18 protein-coding genes are annotated in these 17,021 nt (G+C 59.5%); 1 reads left to right on the plus strand and 17 read right to left on the minus strand.

From position 1 onward, the window contains the following. Positions 1-177: 177 nt before the first annotated feature. The 14 genes from AO240_RS08555 to AO240_RS08620 form a co-directional block, all read right to left on the minus strand. Positions 178-1,146, minus strand: a complete 969-nt coding sequence (locus AO240_RS08555) for a GTP 3',8-cyclase MoaA (RefSeq protein ID WP_058412341.1) — start codon at positions 1,144-1,146, stop codon at positions 178-180. A 140-nt stretch (positions 1,147-1,286) separates the two neighbouring features. Beyond that, entirely contained in the window at positions 1,287-1,955 is a 669-nt protein-coding gene (locus tag AO240_RS08560) for a TetR/AcrR family transcriptional regulator (RefSeq protein ID WP_099236182.1), read from the minus strand. 454 nt (positions 1,956-2,409) lie between these two features. Further along, positions 2,410-3,195: a TatD family hydrolase gene (locus tag AO240_RS08565; RefSeq protein WP_099236183.1), complete on the minus strand. Its 786-nt coding sequence runs from the start codon at positions 3,193-3,195 to the stop codon at positions 2,410-2,412. A 63-nt stretch (positions 3,196-3,258) separates the two neighbouring features. Continuing rightward, positions 3,259-4,248 (minus strand): DNA polymerase III subunit delta', encoded by a 990-nt coding sequence (locus AO240_RS08570; RefSeq protein ID WP_099236184.1) that lies wholly within the window; start codon positions 4,246-4,248, stop codon positions 3,259-3,261. Further along, on the minus strand, positions 4,241-4,873 hold the full coding sequence (tmk, locus tag AO240_RS08575) for a dTMP kinase (protein ID WP_099236185.1): 633 nt from the start codon (positions 4,871-4,873) through the stop codon (positions 4,241-4,243). Before tmk ends, AO240_RS08570 begins: the two co-directional genes overlap by 8 nt. A 19-nt stretch (positions 4,874-4,892) precedes the next feature. Continuing rightward, the gene (mltG, locus tag AO240_RS08580) at positions 4,893-6,086 is read right to left on the minus strand and encodes an endolytic transglycosylase MltG (RefSeq protein WP_099236186.1); all 1,194 of its coding nucleotides are present in this window, start codon (positions 6,084-6,086) and stop codon (positions 4,893-4,895) included. 1 nt (position 6,087) lies between these two features. Then, positions 6,088-6,903: an aminodeoxychorismate lyase gene (pabC, locus tag AO240_RS08585; RefSeq protein ID WP_099236187.1), complete on the minus strand. Its 816-nt coding sequence runs from the start codon at positions 6,901-6,903 to the stop codon at positions 6,088-6,090. Then, positions 6,903-8,147: a beta-ketoacyl-ACP synthase II gene (fabF, locus tag AO240_RS08590; protein ID WP_099236188.1), complete on the minus strand. Its 1,245-nt coding sequence runs from the start codon at positions 8,145-8,147 to the stop codon at positions 6,903-6,905. Before fabF ends, pabC begins: the two co-directional genes overlap by 1 nt. A gap of 144 nt (positions 8,148-8,291) precedes the next feature. Further along, positions 8,292-8,528, minus strand: coding sequence for an acyl carrier protein (gene acpP, locus AO240_RS08595; protein ID WP_058412349.1), 237 nt, complete (start codon positions 8,526-8,528; stop codon positions 8,292-8,294). A gap of 192 nt (positions 8,529-8,720) precedes the next feature. Next, positions 8,721-9,464 (minus strand): 3-oxoacyl-ACP reductase FabG, encoded by a 744-nt coding sequence (fabG, locus tag AO240_RS08600; RefSeq protein ID WP_058412350.1) that lies wholly within the window; start codon positions 9,462-9,464, stop codon positions 8,721-8,723. A 45-nt stretch (positions 9,465-9,509) separates the two neighbouring features. Then, complete coding sequence (gene fabD / locus AO240_RS08605) at positions 9,510-10,448, minus strand: ACP S-malonyltransferase (protein WP_058412351.1); 939 nt, start codon at positions 10,446-10,448, stop codon at positions 9,510-9,512. A 126-nt stretch (positions 10,449-10,574) separates the two neighbouring features. After that, positions 10,575-11,585 carry a phosphate acyltransferase PlsX gene (gene plsX, locus AO240_RS08610; protein ID WP_099236189.1) on the minus strand — a complete coding sequence of 337 codons (1,011 nt, stop codon included), beginning with the start codon at positions 11,583-11,585 and terminating at the stop codon, positions 10,575-10,577. Between the two features lie 4 nt (positions 11,586-11,589). Beyond that, complete coding sequence (rpmF, locus tag AO240_RS08615) at positions 11,590-11,772, minus strand: 50S ribosomal protein L32 (RefSeq protein WP_008152339.1); 183 nt, start codon at positions 11,770-11,772, stop codon at positions 11,590-11,592. 13 nt (positions 11,773-11,785) lie between these two features. After that, on the minus strand, positions 11,786-12,316 hold the full coding sequence (locus tag AO240_RS08620) for a YceD family protein (protein WP_015885435.1): 531 nt from the start codon (positions 12,314-12,316) through the stop codon (positions 11,786-11,788). A 105-nt stretch (positions 12,317-12,421) separates the two neighbouring features. Between AO240_RS08620 and AO240_RS08625 the strand changes: the two genes are divergently transcribed. After that, positions 12,422-13,000, plus strand: coding sequence for a nucleoside triphosphate pyrophosphatase (locus AO240_RS08625; RefSeq protein WP_099236190.1), 579 nt, complete (start codon positions 12,422-12,424; stop codon positions 12,998-13,000). Between the two features lie 737 nt (positions 13,001-13,737). Here AO240_RS08625 and AO240_RS08630 read toward each other — a convergent pair. The 3 genes from AO240_RS08630 to rluC are packed head-to-tail and all read right to left on the minus strand — an operon-like array spanning position 13,738 to position 16,351. Then, positions 13,738-14,721, minus strand: coding sequence for a S49 family peptidase (locus AO240_RS08630; RefSeq protein WP_099236191.1), 984 nt, complete (start codon positions 14,719-14,721; stop codon positions 13,738-13,740). Positions 14,722-14,742: 21 nt separating this feature from the next. After that, entirely contained in the window at positions 14,743-15,405 is a 663-nt protein-coding gene (locus AO240_RS08635) for an HAD-IA family hydrolase (RefSeq protein WP_099236192.1), read from the minus strand. Next, positions 15,392-16,351: a 23S rRNA pseudouridine(955/2504/2580) synthase RluC gene (rluC, locus tag AO240_RS08640; RefSeq protein WP_099236193.1), complete on the minus strand. Its 960-nt coding sequence runs from the start codon at positions 16,349-16,351 to the stop codon at positions 15,392-15,394. Before rluC ends, AO240_RS08635 begins: the two co-directional genes overlap by 14 nt. Between the last annotated feature and the right edge of the window lie 670 nt (positions 16,352-17,021).

The raw sequence follows: 17,021 nt of genomic DNA on the forward strand, positions 1-17,021 counted from the left end.
TTTTTTCTCAAACCGCGCTAGAACTTCTGCCCACATCGATTTCGTTCCCCTGACTGGCGTTTTGGGGGATTTTATCAAAGACCTTGAAAGGGCTGGCTGTAAGAGCGAAACCGATACAAGCCATAACCAAAATACCGGATATATACCCAACCTGAAGAACACCCCCACAGAACCGGCTCAGCCGCCAATAATCTTCATAATGGTCGCCCCACCCGAAAACGCAACTTCCTGCTTGTCACCAAGCGCCTTCATCAACAAACCCTGCAACGCCGGCAGCGCCTGATGGCGTGGTTTGTCCAGCAAGTCACCGACATAGTGACGATTGCTCGACGACAAACAACCATGCAACCAACCGGTCGAGGACAACCGCAGCCGTGAACACGTACGGCAGAACGGCACGCTCTCGTTGGCAATCACACCAAAAAACCCCTTGCCCGGCACTTCGTAGCGCACAGCGGTAGCGTCCACCGGCGCATCGGCCTGCAGATACTCATGATGCTCGCCAATCAAACCCAGCAGTTGCTGCAAACTGACGAATTGCTGCAAGAACGCATTAGAGTCTTTGGCCAAGTGCCCCATGCGCATCAGCTCGATAAAACGCAGCTCATAGCCACGTTCGAGGCAGTAATCCAGCAGCGGCATCACCTGATCAAGGTTCTGCCCGCGCAACGGCACCATATTCACCTTGATCTTGATCCCGGCCGCCCTCGCCTGCTCCATGCCGTCAAGCACCGTGGCCAGATCGCCGCCCCGCGCAATACGGCGAAACGCATCTGCGTCCAGCGTATCGAGCGACACATTGATACGCCGAATGCCCGCCTCCACCAGCAACGGCAGTTTGCGCGCCAGCAGTTGGCCGTTGGTCGTCAGGCTAATATCACTGAGGCCCATCTGCCCCACGGCGCCCATAAAGGCTTCCAGTTTGGGGCTGACCAGCGGCTCGCCGCCGGTAATGCGCAGCCGGTCGATACCGGCCGCTTCAATCAGGTACGCAACGCCCCTGGCCATGGCATCGGCCGAGAGTTCGTCTTGGGCAGCCACCAGCCGCTTGCCGTCCGGCACGCAGTAAGTACACGCGTAATTGCAGGCTGAGGTCAGGCTGATCCGCAAATTGCGGAACCGCCTGCCTTGACGATCAACGATCATGGATCACTCCGGCAGAGGATTGTTCGGGCACACTAAAAGCTGACTCATTAATCAGCTCTTAGCAAGATCCTTGCCTGAGTATATTCCTGGGGTACAGCAACTGGCAGTAAATCATTGCGCCATCACTGTGGGGGGAACGCTTAAGTAGCCGGGGTTTCGCCGTTTTTCGGCTCCGTACCCGGTAGCTCGGCGCTGTGCTTGCGCTTGTTGCCCATGCGCACGCCGATGTCCATCAGGAACTGGAAGAAGCCTTCCTGATCTTCCAGCACATTGCTCCAGAACGGCGAGTGGTACAGCGCCACGGCGCCATGCACCAAGGCCCAGGCGGCACAGTAGTGGAAATACGGCGGCACATCTTCCAGCTTGCCTTCGCTGATACGACCTTTGATCAGCAGGGTCAGGCGCTCGAAGTTCGAGGCGCGAATCTTGTGCAACTCCTCGACCATTTCCGGTACCTGATTGCCCTTGACCACTTTTTCTTCCAGGCGGTCGAACAGGCGGTAGCGCTGCGGGTCACGCATGCGGAACTCGAAGTAAGCCCGCGACAGGGCTTCTTTGTCTTTATCGACATCAGCCGAGTGCAGCAGCTCGTTCAAATCACGCTCGTAGTCGAGCATCAGCCGCAGGTAGATTTCGGCCTTGGATTTGAAGTGCTTGTAGATCGTGCCTTTGCCGATGCCCACGGCATCCGCGATCATCTCGACGGTGACGCTGTCTTCACCTTGTTCGAGGAACAGCTTGCGCGCGGTGTCGAGAATTTCTTGCTCACGGCGGCGAAACTCTCGGACCTTACGGGGTTCTTTGTGCATGAGAAAGAGGTCTGCAGAGTTGAATAGGGTGGGTTGCGCCAGGCCACGGATACGTGGCGATACGATTTACCCGATGAAGGGATTATCCCGACTGAACGGTCGACGAGCAACGTCTATGTGAACCCGCCGTGCGTTTTACTTCCCGCTCGCCAACGATTTCATTGATGTCAGTCAGAAACCATACACAACAACCACCGCTGTGCACCCGTTCAATGAGAACTCAAGCGAAGCGCGCGTATTCCAAATCTGTTTAAAAAACGATCAGATGCGGCTGGACTGAATGGGATACTGATCAATACTTGAACTGTCGACGTGGCATCTCCCCCAAGTGACGCGTCGACCTGGGTACCGACGGACTGCGTACCCTTTATTTACTCCTAATGGCCTTAACCCGGATTCCCCCCCCAGAACCCGGGTTTTTTTTGCCCGCGGTTTGGCGCATTACCCGGCGCCGTTAAGCGCCGACGTGAGCCAGCGGGAACAGGCGCTTGAAGTTTTCGGTGGTCTGTTGGGCAAAACGCTCATACGACTCACCGCGCAGCATCGCCAGGTAGTCCGCCACGTCGCGTACGTATTCGGGCAGGTTCGGCTTGCCGCGATGCGGGATGGGCGCCAGGTAAGGCGAGTCGGTTTCCACCAGCAGGCGGTCGGCCGGCACTTGGCGCGCGACGTCGCGCAGGGCATCGGCGTTGCGGAAGGTGACGATGCCCGACAGCGAAATGTAGAACCCCAAGTCCAGGGCGGCCTTGGCCATGGCCCAATCTTCGGTGAAGCAATGCAGCACGCCGGCCTGCGGCAATGCGGCTTCGCGCAGCAGCGCCAGGGTGTCGGCGCGGGCGCCACGGGTGTGCACGATCACCGGTTTGCCGGTGTGCTGGGCGGCTTGCAGGTGCAAGCGAAAGGACGCTTGCTGCAGCTCGGCAGCTTCGGGCTCGTAGTGGTAGTCCAGGCCGGTTTCGCCAATCGCTACCACGCGCGGATGGTTGAGTTCGCCCAACAACCAATCAAGCGCAGGCGCTTCACCGGGTTTGAGGTCCAGCGGGTGAATGCCCACCGAGCAATCAACGTCGGCATAACGCTCAGCCAGCGCTTTGACGTCAGCGGCGTTCTCGGCGCTCACGCCGATGCACAGAAAGTGCCCTACCCCACGCTGGCGGGCAGCCTCAAGTGCGGCGTCAAGGGAACCGCCATGCTGGGCAAGGTCGAGACGGTCAAGGTGGCAATGGGAATCTACGAGCATAGGAAATTACGACTTAAGTTACGCAACGTGTGTGGCCAACGATACACCCGCAGGCCTCGGAAATTAACGGCGGCCGAGCAGGCCGACCCACTGCACCAGCAGCGCTTCAAGCAACAGCACGCGGTTGAGGTTGGCTTTGCCAAGGACCTTCTGGCGCTGGGCCAAAATCCAGTCCTGAATGTTCAGCACCTTGTCTTGTGCACTCTTCTGCGCAAGGTACTGCAACACCTTGCGCATGTCCGGCAGGCCCAGGCCGCTTTCGTCCTGGGTCAACTGGTAGCGCAGGATCAGGCTCGACCAGTCGCAGAACCAGTCGAACAGCAGCAGCAACGGAATATCTTTCCAGGCGGTTTCAGCCAGTTGCGTGGCGGACTGCTCTTGCTTGAGCAGCTTTTTGACCCCGTCCACGACCAGCGCCCGTTGCTCGCGCACGCCTTGGGCTTGCAGCTTCACAGCGGCCAGCGGTGAGCCGGCGGCCAGTGTCAGCAACTCGACGCGTTCGTCGTCGGAACACGCAGGTAGCGCCTGCGCCAGCCATTGCAAACTCATCGCCTCACTCGGCAACGGGCAGGCTTGCTGCACGCAGCGGCTGCGAATGGTTGGCAACAACCGGCTGGACTGGTGGCTCACCAGCAACAAGACCGTGTCGCCCGAAGGCTCTTCCAGGCTTTTGAGCAAGGCGTTGGCGGCGTTGATGTTCATCGCCTCCACCGGCTCGATCAGGACCACCTTGCGCCCGCCCATCTGCGCGGTCTGCACCACGAAACCGACGAGATCACGCACTTGGTCGACCTTGATCGCCTTGTCGGCTTCCTCAGGTTCCAGCACATAGTTGTCGGGGTGGCTGCCGGCTTTGAGCAACAGGCAGGATTTACACGCTCCGCAGGCTTCAAGATTGACCGGCCGCTGGCACAACAGGCTCGCCATGAGGCGCTCGGCCAACGCCCGCTTGCCGATACCGATTGGCCCGTGCAGCAAATAGGCGTGCGCGTGCTGGGCGCGCCCGGCCAATTGCTGCCACAGGCTGGCCTGCCATGGATAGGCTTCAGCCACGGGCGCGCTCCAACAGGTTTGGCACCAGCGCATCAATGGCGTGCTGCACCTGCGCCAAGGGCTGGGCCGCGTCGAGCAGGTAATAACGCGCAGGTTCAGCCCTGGCACGTTCGAGAAACGCGCTGCGCACGGCGCCGAAGAACTTTTGGCCCTCGAGCTCAAAACGGTCGAGGCGACCGCGGGCACTCGCGCGAGCCAGGCCGACTTCCACCGGCAAGTCGAACACCAGCGTCAGGTCGGGGCGCAGATCGCCCTGCACGAAGGTTTCCAGGGTGGCGATGCGTTCCAGCGACAAGCCCCGGCCACCGCCCTGATAAGCGTAAGTGGAATCGGTGAAACGGTCGCAAATCACCACCGCACCGCGTGCCAGGGCCGGGCGAATCACTTCGGCCAGGTGCTGGGCACGGGCGGCAAACACCAAGAGCAGCTCGGCGTCCGGGTTCATCGGCTCTTCACCTGGCGCCAGCAACACCTCGCGGATGCGTTCAGCCAACGGCGTACCGCCGGGCTCACGGGTCAACACCACTTCGATGCCGTCCAAACGCAAGCGCTCGGCCAGGTAATCGCGGTTGGTGCTTTTGCCGGCGCCTTCCGGGCCTTCCAGGGTTATAAACAAGCCAGTCACAGGCAGTCCTTAGTCAGAGTCATTGCGGGCTTTGCGGCGTGGTGCTGTCCGGGGCAGGCTCGGCCGGCGTTTCTACCGGCGCATCGGTCGGTGCGTCGGTCGGTGCGCCGACAGGTTTGTCTGCGGGCGCATCTACCGGTGCATCGGCAGCTGGCGCCGGCTCTTGCGCAGGCTTTGCCGTCGGCGCCGGGCTGGAACGGTAATCCGCGCGGCGCTTGAGTTGAAACTCACGCACGGCGGCATTATGCGCATCCAGGTCATCAGAGAAAATATGGCTGCCGTCGCCACGCGCGACGAAATACAGGCTAGTGCCCGGCACCGGGTTCAATGCTGCGTGGATCGCCTCGCGGCCGACCATGGCGATCGGTGTCGGCGGCAGGCCGGCAATCATGTAGGTGTTGTAAGGGTTGGCTTCCTTGAGGTGCGCGCGGGTCAACTTGCCGTTGTAGCGCTCGCCCAAGCCGTAGATCACCGTGGGGTCGGTCTGCAGCAGCATGCCGATCTTCAGGCGGCGCACGAACACGCCGGCAATCTGCCCACGCTCCTCCGGCACACCGGTCTCTTTCTCCACCAGGGAGGCCATGATCAGCGCTTGGTAAGGGTCGGTGTACGGCGCATCGGCAGCGCGCTTGCTCCACTCCTGGGCCAGCACATCGTCCAGGCGGTTGTAGGCCTTTTTCAGAAAGTCGACGTCGGTCATGCCGCGCACGAAGCGGTAGGTATCGGGGAAGAAGCGCCCTTCGGGGAACACGCCGGGGTGACCGAGTTGTTCCATGACTTCGCTGTCGCCAAGGCCGCTGAGGGTTTGCACGATCTTTTCATGCTTGGCCAGCGCTGAGCGCACTTGGCGGAAGTTCCAGCCCTCTACCAGCGTCAGGCTGTATTGCACCACTTCGCCGCGTTGCCACAGGCCAATCAAACCTTCGGCGGTAAGGCCTGGCGTCATGCGGTATTCACCGCTGTGCAACGGCTGACCGTCGAGGTTGAAGCGCCAGTAAAGGCGTAACCAGAAGGCATCGTCGAGCACGCCGTCCGCTTCAAGACGATTGAAGGTGCCGGTCGGGGTCCACCCGGCAGGCACGTCGAGCAATTGCTCCTGGGGCAGGTTCAGGGGCTGCTTCAAGGCACAATTGAGCTTCCAGGCCGAGAAGCCGAGCACCAAGCCTGCGGAAACCAAGGCGATCTGCAGCAGTAAAACCAGTTTTCGTATCAACTCAAATATCCAATAGCGCGCGAACAATGCCCTGCAGTTTACGGGTGAGCGGGCCAACCGGCCAGCTCATCGCAGCGTAGCCACGCACCGGCCAAATGCCATAAACGCTGTTGCACACAAAGACCTCGTCGGCCTGCTGCAACTGCTCAAGGCTAATATCAACCACAGCCTGCGGGATGCCCAGCGCCTGCGCTTGGGCCAGAATTTCCGCGCGCATGACGCCGGCAACCCCGCAACGATTCAGATCAGCGGTCAGTAACAAGCCATTGCGTACAACAAACAGATTGCTGAACACGCCTTCGATGACGCGCCCAGACATATCCAGCATCAAACCTTCGGCGTGTTCGGCATCTTGCCATTCGGCGCGGGCGATCACTTGTTCGAGGCGGTTGAGGTGCTTCAGACCGGCCAGCAACGGCTGCTCGGCCAAGCGTGTAGCGCACGCAAACAGGCGAATGCCGTCGGTTGCATGCGTTTCGGGATAAGGTGCCGGCGGACTGCCCTGCAAGATACGGCGCACCGGCGCGCCGGGGTTAATGCCATAACCGCGCAGGCTGTCGCCACGGGTGAGGATCAACTTGAGTACACCGTCACCCAAGGCGGCGGCATAGGCCAACACTTCGCTGCGGATCAACGCGTGGTCCGCCAGCAAGGCGAGGCGCTTGCAACCCTGGTCAAGGCGTTGCAAGTGACGGTCGAGCAGCACAGGCTGCCCAGCCCTGACGGCGATGGTTTCAAACAGGCCATCGCCGTACGCCAGGCCGCGATCTTTCAGGGGCACGCTGTCCGCTGGCTGACCGTCGACCCAGCTTTGCATCACTCGGCGAACCGGCGGAACACCAGGGAACCGTTGGTGCCGCCAAACCCGAACGAGTTGGAGATAACCACGTCGATCGGCATTGGCTGCGCTTCATGAGGCACGAAGTTCAGGTCGCAGCCCTCGTCCGGCTCATCAAGGTTGATGGTCGGCGGAGCGACCTGGTCCTTGATGGCCATCACGCTGAAGATCGCCTCGACCGCGCCCGCTGCACCCAACAGGTGACCGGTCATCGACTTGGTTGAGCTGACTGCGAGTTTGTAGGCGTGCTCGCCGAACACCGACTTGATAGCTTCGGCTTCGGCCAAATCGCCGGTCGGCGTCGACGTGCCATGGGCGTTGATGTACTGCACCTGGTCGGGGTTGACCTTGGCATCACGCAACGCATTGGTGATGCAACGCGCGGCACCGGCACCGTCGGACGGTGGCGAGGTCATGTGGTAGGCATCGCCACTCATGCCGAAGCCGATCAGTTCCGCGTAGATGGTGGCGCCACGCGCTTTGGCGTGCTCCAGCTCTTCGAGTACCAAGGCGCCGGCACCGTCGGACAGCACAAAACCGTCACGGCCTTTGTCCCACGGACGGCTGGCCCGGGTTGGCTCGTCATTGCGGGTTGACAGCGCACGGGACGCGCCGAAGCCGCCCATGCCCAGACCACAGGCCGCCATTTCGGCGCCACCGGCGATCATCACGTCCGCTTCGTCGTAGGCGATATTGCGCGCCGCCATGCCGATGCAATGCGTGCCGGTGGTGCAGGCGGTGGCAATGGCGTAGTTAGGCCCCTGTGCCCCCAAATGGATGGACAGGAAACCGGAAATCATATTGATGATCGAGCCCGGTACGAAGAACGGTGAAATTCGACGGGGGCCGGATTCGTGCAGCGTGCGGCTGGTTTCTTCGATATTGGTCAAACCGCCAATACCCGAACCCATGGCCACGCCGATGCGCTCACGGTTGGCGTCGGTGACCTCCAGGCCGGCATTACGCACCGCCTGAAAACCGGCTGCCAGGCCGTATTGAATGAACAGGTCGAGTTTGCGGGATTCTTTGACCGAGAGGTATTCCTCGACATTGAAGCCCTTTACCGAGCCGCCAAAACGGGTGGAATAGGCAGAAAGGTCAGTGTGTTCGATCAGACCAATACCACTGTGACCAGCCAGAATGCCCTGCCAACTGCTCGGCACATCCGTACCCAGTGGCGACAGCATACCCATACCGGTGACTACGACGCGTCTACGCGACACAGCACTCTCCTTTTTCTTGATGACGACACTTCGCTTCAGCGCTCACGCTTCATCAGACCAAAAGTTTCATCTGAGCTAAAGAAAAAACCGCACGCCGTTACAGCAGTGCGGTTTTCCCTAACAACAAGCGACGACTACAAACTATTACGCCTGGTGGGCAGTAACGTAGTCGATAGCAGCTTGAACAGTAGTGATTTTTTCAGCTTCTTCGTCCGGGATTTCGGTCTCGAATTCCTCTTCCAGAGCCATCACCAGCTCAACGGTGTCAAGGGAATCGGCACCCAGGTCTTCTACGAAGGAAGAATCGTTTTTGACTTCTTCTTCCTTAACGCCCAGTTGCTCGGCAACGATTTTCTTGACGCGCTCTTCGATGGTGCTCATACCTTGTTTAACTCCTAATGGACAAATTCAGGCAGCTGGCCAGTGGGTAAGTGTATAGAAAGCCTTTTCAGTTTTTCAACTGAAAGCTTCACCCGCGTACCCGGCCGACCACCTGCCTATAAATTAAGTTGCAGCTTTATAACGGATTTTAGACAGCTCGTATGACATTTTTTTGAAGCGATCCGTCACAATTTAACTCATGTACATCCCGCCGTTAACCGGGATTGTAGCCCCAGTCACGTATGCCGCACCGTCGGATGCCAGGAAAGTGACCACATTCGCGATCTCTTGAGCCTGGCCCAGACGGCCCAGCGGAATCTGTGTCAGCAACGCTTCACGCTGTGCTTGCGGCAGCTCGCGGGTCATATCGGTGTCGATGAACCCTGGGGCCACCGAGTTGACCGTAATCGAACGCGAACCGACTTCACGTGCCAATGCACGGCTGAAACCTTCCAGACCAGCCTTGGCCGCAGCGTAGTTTACTTGGCCTGCGTTGCCCATGGCACCCACTACGGAGCCAATATTGATAATTCGGCCCCAACGCGCCTTGGTCATGCCACGCAAAACGCCCTTGGACAGGCGAAACAGACTGTTCAAGTTGGTATCGACCACGTCGTACCACTCGTCGTCTTTCATGCGCATCATCAGGTTATCGCGGGTGATACCGGCGTTATTTACCAGAATAGCCGGTGCGCCGAACTGTGCAGTAATTTCAGCCAAAACAGCCGCAACCGATTCGTCGCTGGTTACGTTCAGCTCGAGGCCGGTGCCTTGAACGCCGTTTTCCTTCAAGGTTGCGGCAATACGCTCGGCACCCGAGGCGGATGTGGCGGTGCCGATCACAACGGCACCCTGACGGCCCAGTTCCAGGGCAATCGCCTGGCCAATGCCACGGCTGGCGCCGGTAACCAGTGCAACTTTACCTTGCAGACTCATGCAGGCTTCTCCTAAGTTCGGGGATCGTGGTTCAGGATTCAGAGTTCAGACCAGCGCCGCGCGAGCAGCAGCGAAGGCATCCGGGGTATTCAGGTTGGCGGTCGATACGCCGTCGGCGCAGCGCTTGTTCAGGCCAGCCAGGACTTTGCCGGGGCCGCACTCGACCAACTCGGTGGCGCCCTTGGCGGCCAGCGCCTGAACCGACTCAACCCAGCGCACAGGCTTGTAGAGTTGTTCCAGCAGGTCGCGCTTGAGGGTATCGAGGTCGACGGCAATGGCCGCACTGACGTTCTGCACCAGCGGGATCTGCGGTGCCTGCCAGTTGATGGCGGCAATCGACTCGGCAAACCGCTCGGCGGCCGGGCGCATCAGCTCACAGTGCGACGGCACGCTGACCGGCAATGGCAAGGCGCGCTTTGCACCACGCGCCTTGCAGCCTTCGATGGCACGTTCAACCGCAGCCTTGGCACCGGCGATCACCACCTGGCCCGGCGAGTTGAAGTTCACCGCGCTGACCACTTCACCTTGCGCCGCTTCGGCACAGGCTTCGATCACCACAGCATCGTCCAGCCCAAGAATAGCGGCCATGCCGCCCTGCCCGGCCGGAACCGCGTCTTGCATCAACTGACCACGGCGCTCGACCAGCTTGACCGCTTCAGCGAGGGTCAGGCTGCCCGCTGCAACCAGAGCGCTGTATTCGCCCAGGCTGTGACCGGCCACATAAGCCGGGCGCGCGCCGCCTTCCGCCAGCCACACACGCCACAAGGCGATCGAGGCGGTCAGGATGGCCGGCTGGGTTTTGTCGGTTTGGTTGAGTTGCTCTTCCGGCCCCTGCTGGGTCAATGCCCACAGGTCGTAGCCCAGAGCATCGGAAGCTTCTTTGAAGGTTTCCAGGATCAGCGGGTATTGCGCGCCCAACTCGGCCAACATGCCGAGGGACTGCGAACCTTGCCCTGGAAAGACGAATGCGAGGGATGTAGACATGTAACAAGCCCCTAATGATCTGGTCGTCAAAAATGCACACTCCTACGGTGGGAGCGCACGAAACTGACAGATTGGATGGTCAATTGAACTGGCCGGTCACATTTAAGCATTCCCGGGCCAATTCGCCTAAGGCAACAGATCCTCTAGACGGCCGTGCAGGCGTTGCGGCAGGTTTTCCTGGATCTCGATCAACGCCCGCGCTATGGCACTCTGAAAGCCTTGCACGCCCGCCGAGCCATGGCTTTTCACCACGATGCCCTGCAGCCCTAAAAAGCTCGCACCATTGTGCCGCGCCGGTGCCAGGTCAGCCTGCAAGCGGCGCATTAATGGCAGCGCCAACGCGCCCACCATGCGTGACGCCAGGTTCTGCTTGAACAACGCCTCGATACGCGTGGCGATCATGGTTGCCAGGCCTTCGCTGGACTTGAGCAGGATATTACCGACAAACCCGTCACACACCACCACATCCGCCTCGCCACGGTACAGGCCGTCACCCTCGACAAAGCCGATGTAGTTCAAACCCCGCGCACCCTGCAACAGGCTGGCGGCTCGCTTGACCTGCTGGTTACCCTTGATGTCTTCGGTGCCGATATTCAGCAACGCTACCCGCGGCCGCGCCACACCGAGCGCCTCAGCGGCCACCGAGCCCATCAGCGCAAACTGGAACAGGTGCTCGGCAGTGCAATCGACGTTTGCGCCCAGGTCGAGCAGTTGGCAATAGCCCTTCTGCGTCGGAATGGCCGCCACCATCGCCGGCCGATCAATACCCGGCAGCGTCTTGAGGACATGCCGCGACAACGCCATTAACGCACCGGTATTGCCAGCACTGACACAGGCTTGCACCTTGCCGTCTCGCAATAGCTCCAGCGCCACGCGCATCGAAGAGTCGGGTTTGCCACGCAGGGCCGTCGCCGGCTTTTCATCCATGCTAATGGTTTCGCTGGCCGGCGTAATCGTCAGGCGCGCGCGATCCACCGCCGGATGGCTGGCAATCAGTTCTTCAATCAGGGAGGGTTGACCAACGAGGGTCAGGTGCAGCGAGGGCGTTGCAGACAGGCTGGCAATGCAGGCCTGAACAATGCTGCGGGGACCGAAGTCCCCGCCCATTGCGTCAATCGCGATGACTTGAGCAGACAAGTGATTACTCGTCAGCGCCCTTGTCGATCACTTTACGGCCACGGTATACGCCTTCTGGCGATACGTGGTGACGCAGGTGAATTTCACCGGTGGTTTTTTCTACAGACAAAGTGCTTGCCGTCAGGGCATCGTGCGAACGACGCATGTCACGGGCAGAGCGGGATTTTTTGTTCTGCTGAACAGCCATAATTGATTAACTCCTAAACGTTTGGGTCACGCTTTAACTGCGCCAATACACTGAACGGGTTGGACCGCGTTACCTCGTCCTCGCTCGGTTCGGACTCATCATCGAGCCCCTCCGGCTGCTGGCATTCTTCCGGATGATGAGCAGGCACAATGGGCAAGGCGAGCAAAAGCTCCTCCTCGATCAGTGCATGCAGATCCAAAGGATCTTCGCCCAGTTCCAGCACGTCATAACCTTTCGGCAACGACTGGGTATTCGCACCCTCCTTCACCACAGCATAACTGCACTCGCTGTGAATCGGCAGGGTGACCAGCTCAAGACAACGCTGGCAAACCATTTTGACTTCGGTGTCGATAAAACTGTGAATTACCACAGATTTACGTTCATCTCGTTCAAAAACGAATTTAGCCTGCACCGTACCGACAGTGTCGGAAAGCGGGTCGCAGAGTCTCTCCAAATCGGCCAGCAGCAATTCACCTTGAAGGGAAGTGCCACGATCAGCCAATTTGCGCGGGTCAACGTGAGGTGGAATCGGGTCATTCAACATAGGCGCAGCATTATAGGGATGCACCCAGCCATGTCAAAGGAAATTCAGCCCTGTGCGTCAGCGGGTCACGCCGCTAGAATTCGCAACCGCCCTGAGGAGACGCCCATGCTGCCTTTATTACTCGCATCCAGCTCGGTTTATCGCCGGGAATTACTCAGCCGGCTGCATCTACCGTTCATCTGCAGCTCGCCGGACATCGACGAAAGCCATCGCGAAAATGAGCCCGCCATCGAGCTGGTCATGCGCCTCGCTGAAGAAAAAGCCCGCGCCCTCGCAACCAGTTACCCCGGGCATCTGATTATCGGCTCGGATCAGGTGGCGGCGCTCGACGGCCGGATCATCGGCAAACCCCACACCTTCGAAAACGCCCGTGAGCAGTTGCTGGCGGCCAGCGGCAAGCGCGTAAGCTTCCTCACCGGCCTGGCGCTGCTCAATAGCCAGACCGGCCACTGCCAAGTCGATTGCGTGCCCTTCACCGTACAGATGCGCGTGCTGGACGCTGAGCGTGTCGAGCGCTACCTGCGTATCGAGCAACCGTATGACTGCGCGGGCAGCTTCAAGGCTGAGGGGTTGGGTGTGAGCCTGTTCCAAAGCACCGAAGGCACGGATGCCACCAGCCTTATCGGCTTGCCGCTGATTCGCCTGGTGGACATGTTGCTCGCCGAAGGTGTGCAAATTCCTTAAACACAGCGCAAAACCAAATGTGGGAGGGGGCTTGCTCCCGATAGCGGTGCATCAGCCAGCTTAGCCGTCACTGACCCACCGCCATCGGGAGCAAGCCCCCTCCCACATGTTCAGCACCCACATGTCGAGCTATGCAAGCCTCGGAAGATCAGCGCAATTTCGGCTTTTGGAATGGCGGAAGGCGAGTAACCCCTTAAATACACCGCAAAACCAATGTGGGAGGGGGCTTGCTCCCGATAGCGGTGCATCAGCCAGCTTAACTATCACTGACCCACCGCCATCGGGAGCAAGCCCCCTCCCACATGTTCAGCTTCCACATGTTGAGCTATGCAAGCCTCGATAGATCAGCGCAAGGTCGGCTTTTGGAATAGTGGAAGGCGAGTAAACCCCTTAAATACACCGCAAAACCAATGTGGGAGGGGTCTTGCTCCCGATAGCGGTACATCAGCCAGCTTGGCTGTCACTGACCCATCGCCATCGGGAGCAAGCCCCCTCCCACATTTTGAGCTTCCACATGTTGAGCTATGCAAGCCTCGGAAGATCAGCGCAATTTCGGCTTTTGGAATGGCGGAAGGCGAGTAACCCCTTAAATACACCGCAAAACCAATGTGGGAGGGGGCTTGCTCCCGATAGCGGTACATCAGCCAGCTTAGCCGTCACTGACCCATCGCCATCGGGAGCAAGCCCCCTCCCACATGTTCAGCTTCCACATGTCGAGCTATGCAAGCCTCGATAGATCAGCGCAAGGTCGGGCCCTGGAAGCCCATGTACATGGCCAACTTCTCGGCCACGCTGGCGCCAAGCTTTTTCGAGAAGCGATCAAACGGCGATTCCTCAACGGTGAAGTCGACCAGCTCTTTCTCGCCGATCACGTCGCGCGCCACCGAACTGGCACTGCCCAGACCGTCGATCAAGCCCAGCGGCAACGCTTGCTCGCCTGACCACACCAACCCGGAGAACAACTCCGGATGGTCCTTATCCTTCAGACGATCGCCACGGCCTTGCTTCACACTGGCGATGAACTGGCGATGGGTCGTGTCCAGCACGCCCTGCCAGAACTGGGTTTCATCGGCCTTTTGCGGCTGGAACGGATCAAGGAACGATTTATGTTCACCGGAGGTGTAAGTACGGCGCTCCACACCCAGCTTCTCCATGGCGCCGACAAACCCGTAACCGGCCGCGGTCACACCAATCGAGCCCACCAGGCTGGCCTTGTCGGCATAGATCTGATCAGCCGCACTGGCGATGTAATAGGCACCCGAGGCGCCCAGGTCGGCGATCACCGCGTAGAGCTTGGTATCCGGGTGCAACGCGCGCAGGCGGCGAATTTCGTCGTACACATAACCCGACTGCACAGGGCTGCCGCCCGGGCTGTTGATACGCAGAATCACGCCTTTGACCTTGGGGTCTTCAAACGCAGCACGCAGGCTGGTGACGATGTTGTCGGCGCTGGCGGATTCCTTGTCGGCAATCACCCCGCGCACTTCGATCAAGGCCGTGTAATGGTTGCTACGGGTAGCGCTTTTTTCCATGTCCATCAGCGGGCTGAACAACGCCAGCATGCCGAGCAGGTACACGAACGTCAGCAACTTGAAGAAGATCCCCCACCGCCGCGAACGGCGCTGCTCCTGCACGCTGGCCAAGAGCGTCTTCTCGAGCAGCTTCCAGCTTTTATCATCGCCACGGTCGGCCGTTTCAGGCGCTTTCCACTCATCACTCATGCCATTAACCCCAGCAAAGACTTATTGGGCCTGGTTGAGCCAGGCCTGCAGTTCGGAAAAATGATCAATCGTCAGCCGGGGCTCGTATTGCTGCAAGGCCTCGGCAGCCTGCGCACCGTAGCTGACCGCGACACTGTGCATACCGGCGTTGCGCGCCATCATCAGGTCGAAGGACGCGTCGCCCACCATCAGTGCCTGGCTCGGCGCTACGCCGCAGTGAGCCATGATCTGCTCAAGCATCAGAGGATGAGGCTTGCTGGCGGTTTCATCCGCCGCACGGGTGATGTCGAAATAATCTTCAAAGCCATGGGCCTTGAGTACCCGGTCAAGCCCGCGACGGGCCTTGCCGGTGGCCACAGCCAAGTGATAACCGTCGGCGCGAAACGCCTCCAGAGATTGCCTTACGCCGTCAAACAGCGGCGAAGGCTCGGCTTCCAGCGCGATGTAGTGATCGGCGTAGTGCTGACGAAACGCTATCAGCGCTGGCTCGTCGATTGCCGGGTACAAGGTGCGGATCGCCTCAGGCAAACCCAAGCCGATGATGCCCTTGACCGCCAGGTCGCTGCGCAACGCAAAGCCGGAACGGGTCGAGGCCATGTGCATCGACTCGACAATCCGACCAATGGAGTTCGCCAGCGTACCGTCCCAATCAAAAATCAGCAGCTTATATTCACGGCGCGACACTCAAACGCTCCACGGTCTTGGCCCACATATCATCGACCGGGGCCTGCAACTTCAACTCACCGCCATCGGGCAGCGGCACCGTCAGCATGTAAGCGTGCAAAAACAGGCGCTTGCCGCCGAGGTCGCGAATCTCCCTGGAGAAATCCTCGTCGCCGTACTTGGTGTCGCCTGCAATGCAGTGGCCTGCGTGCAGGGTGTGCACACGAATCTGGTGAGTACGCCCGGTAACCGGCTTGGCCTCGACCATCGTCGCGAAGTCGCCGAAACGGCGCAGCACCTTGAACAGGGTCAGCGCTTCTTTGCCCTCCTCGTCCACTTCGACCATGCGCTCGCCGGAGCGCAGGTTGCTCTTTTGCAACGGCGCTCGAACGCTCTTGATCGAACTTGCCCAATTGCCACGCACCAGCGCCATGTAGCGTTTGTCGACACCATCGCCACGCAGCGCGGTGTGCAAGTGGCGCAACATGCTGCGTTTTTTGGCAATCATCAACAGGCCGGACGTGTCGCGGTCCAGGCGATGCACCAACTCCAGCTCCTTGGCATCCGGGCGCAACTGACGGAAGGCTTCAATTACCCCGAACGTCAGGCCGCTGCCGCCGTGAACCGCAATGCCGCAGGGCTTGTTGATCACGATCAGTTTGTTGTCTTCGAACACAATCGACGCCTCTAGGCGCTGCAACAGGCCTTGGGCGAGTGGCACCGGCTCGTCACGTTCAGGCACGCGAACCGGCGGCACACGGACGATATCGCCTGCCTGCAGCTTGTACTCGGGCTTGATGCGACCCTTGTTCACGCGCACTTCGCCTTTACGCAAAATGCGGTAAATCAAGGTCTTGGGCACGCCTTTGAGCCTGGCCAATAGAAAATTATCGATGCGTTGGCCGGCATATTCCGGCGAGACCTCGAGCAGCTGGACGCTGGGGGTCTGGGGGGCGGTAGTCGTCATGGCGGCGATGATAACAATTTTTTATGGAATTGAAGCACTTAATCATTGCTGCTATAGTCGCGAACGCCGTCAAAAGCGGCCTGGACAGAGGACTTGCGGCAAACTGCCGGCCCTGACCATCGCAATTCATCAGGACGCGAGGCCGTCCTACGGGGCTTTCGCCACCTTGGGAGGCTCGGGATTGTAACGAGCGCAGGTGACATGAGGCCTGAAGCGAGTGCAAAAAGCAGAGTAAATACTCGCCTTTTGCGCCGATATTTACGGCCAGTTCACAAAGTGCAGTCAGTCTTGAGCCAGACCATGGCGAATGCTTCGGAAACAACGCCTGTTAAGAGCTGAGTGCGAGCGCAGTCGCCCGCACCCAGTCTTGTTTAGCCATGAGCGTGAACTCCCCATTGGAGAACACGGTAAATGCCAACCCGCTGCGGATTCTGCGCGCGGCAGCACCCGAATTATCAGGGATACGTGTAGGGTGGAGATGCACAACCGTCGGACTGTGTAGCACTAGGCTTATATTTAGACGCTTCATCTCGTCCACAGTCGCCGGTTGATTCCTCCTCCTGACCTTAGCTTTTGTTGAAGTGGTGCCTTTGTCACCACCGCTAACAAGCAGGACGCGTCCGTCGCGATACCGGCCCCTATTGGCGGGTTTTGCTGGACACTGGAGTGG

This window comes from Pseudomonas sp. ICMP 460, from assembly GCF_002723595.1.
Lineage (GTDB): Bacteria > Pseudomonadota > Gammaproteobacteria > Pseudomonadales > Pseudomonadaceae > Aquipseudomonas > Aquipseudomonas kitaguniensis.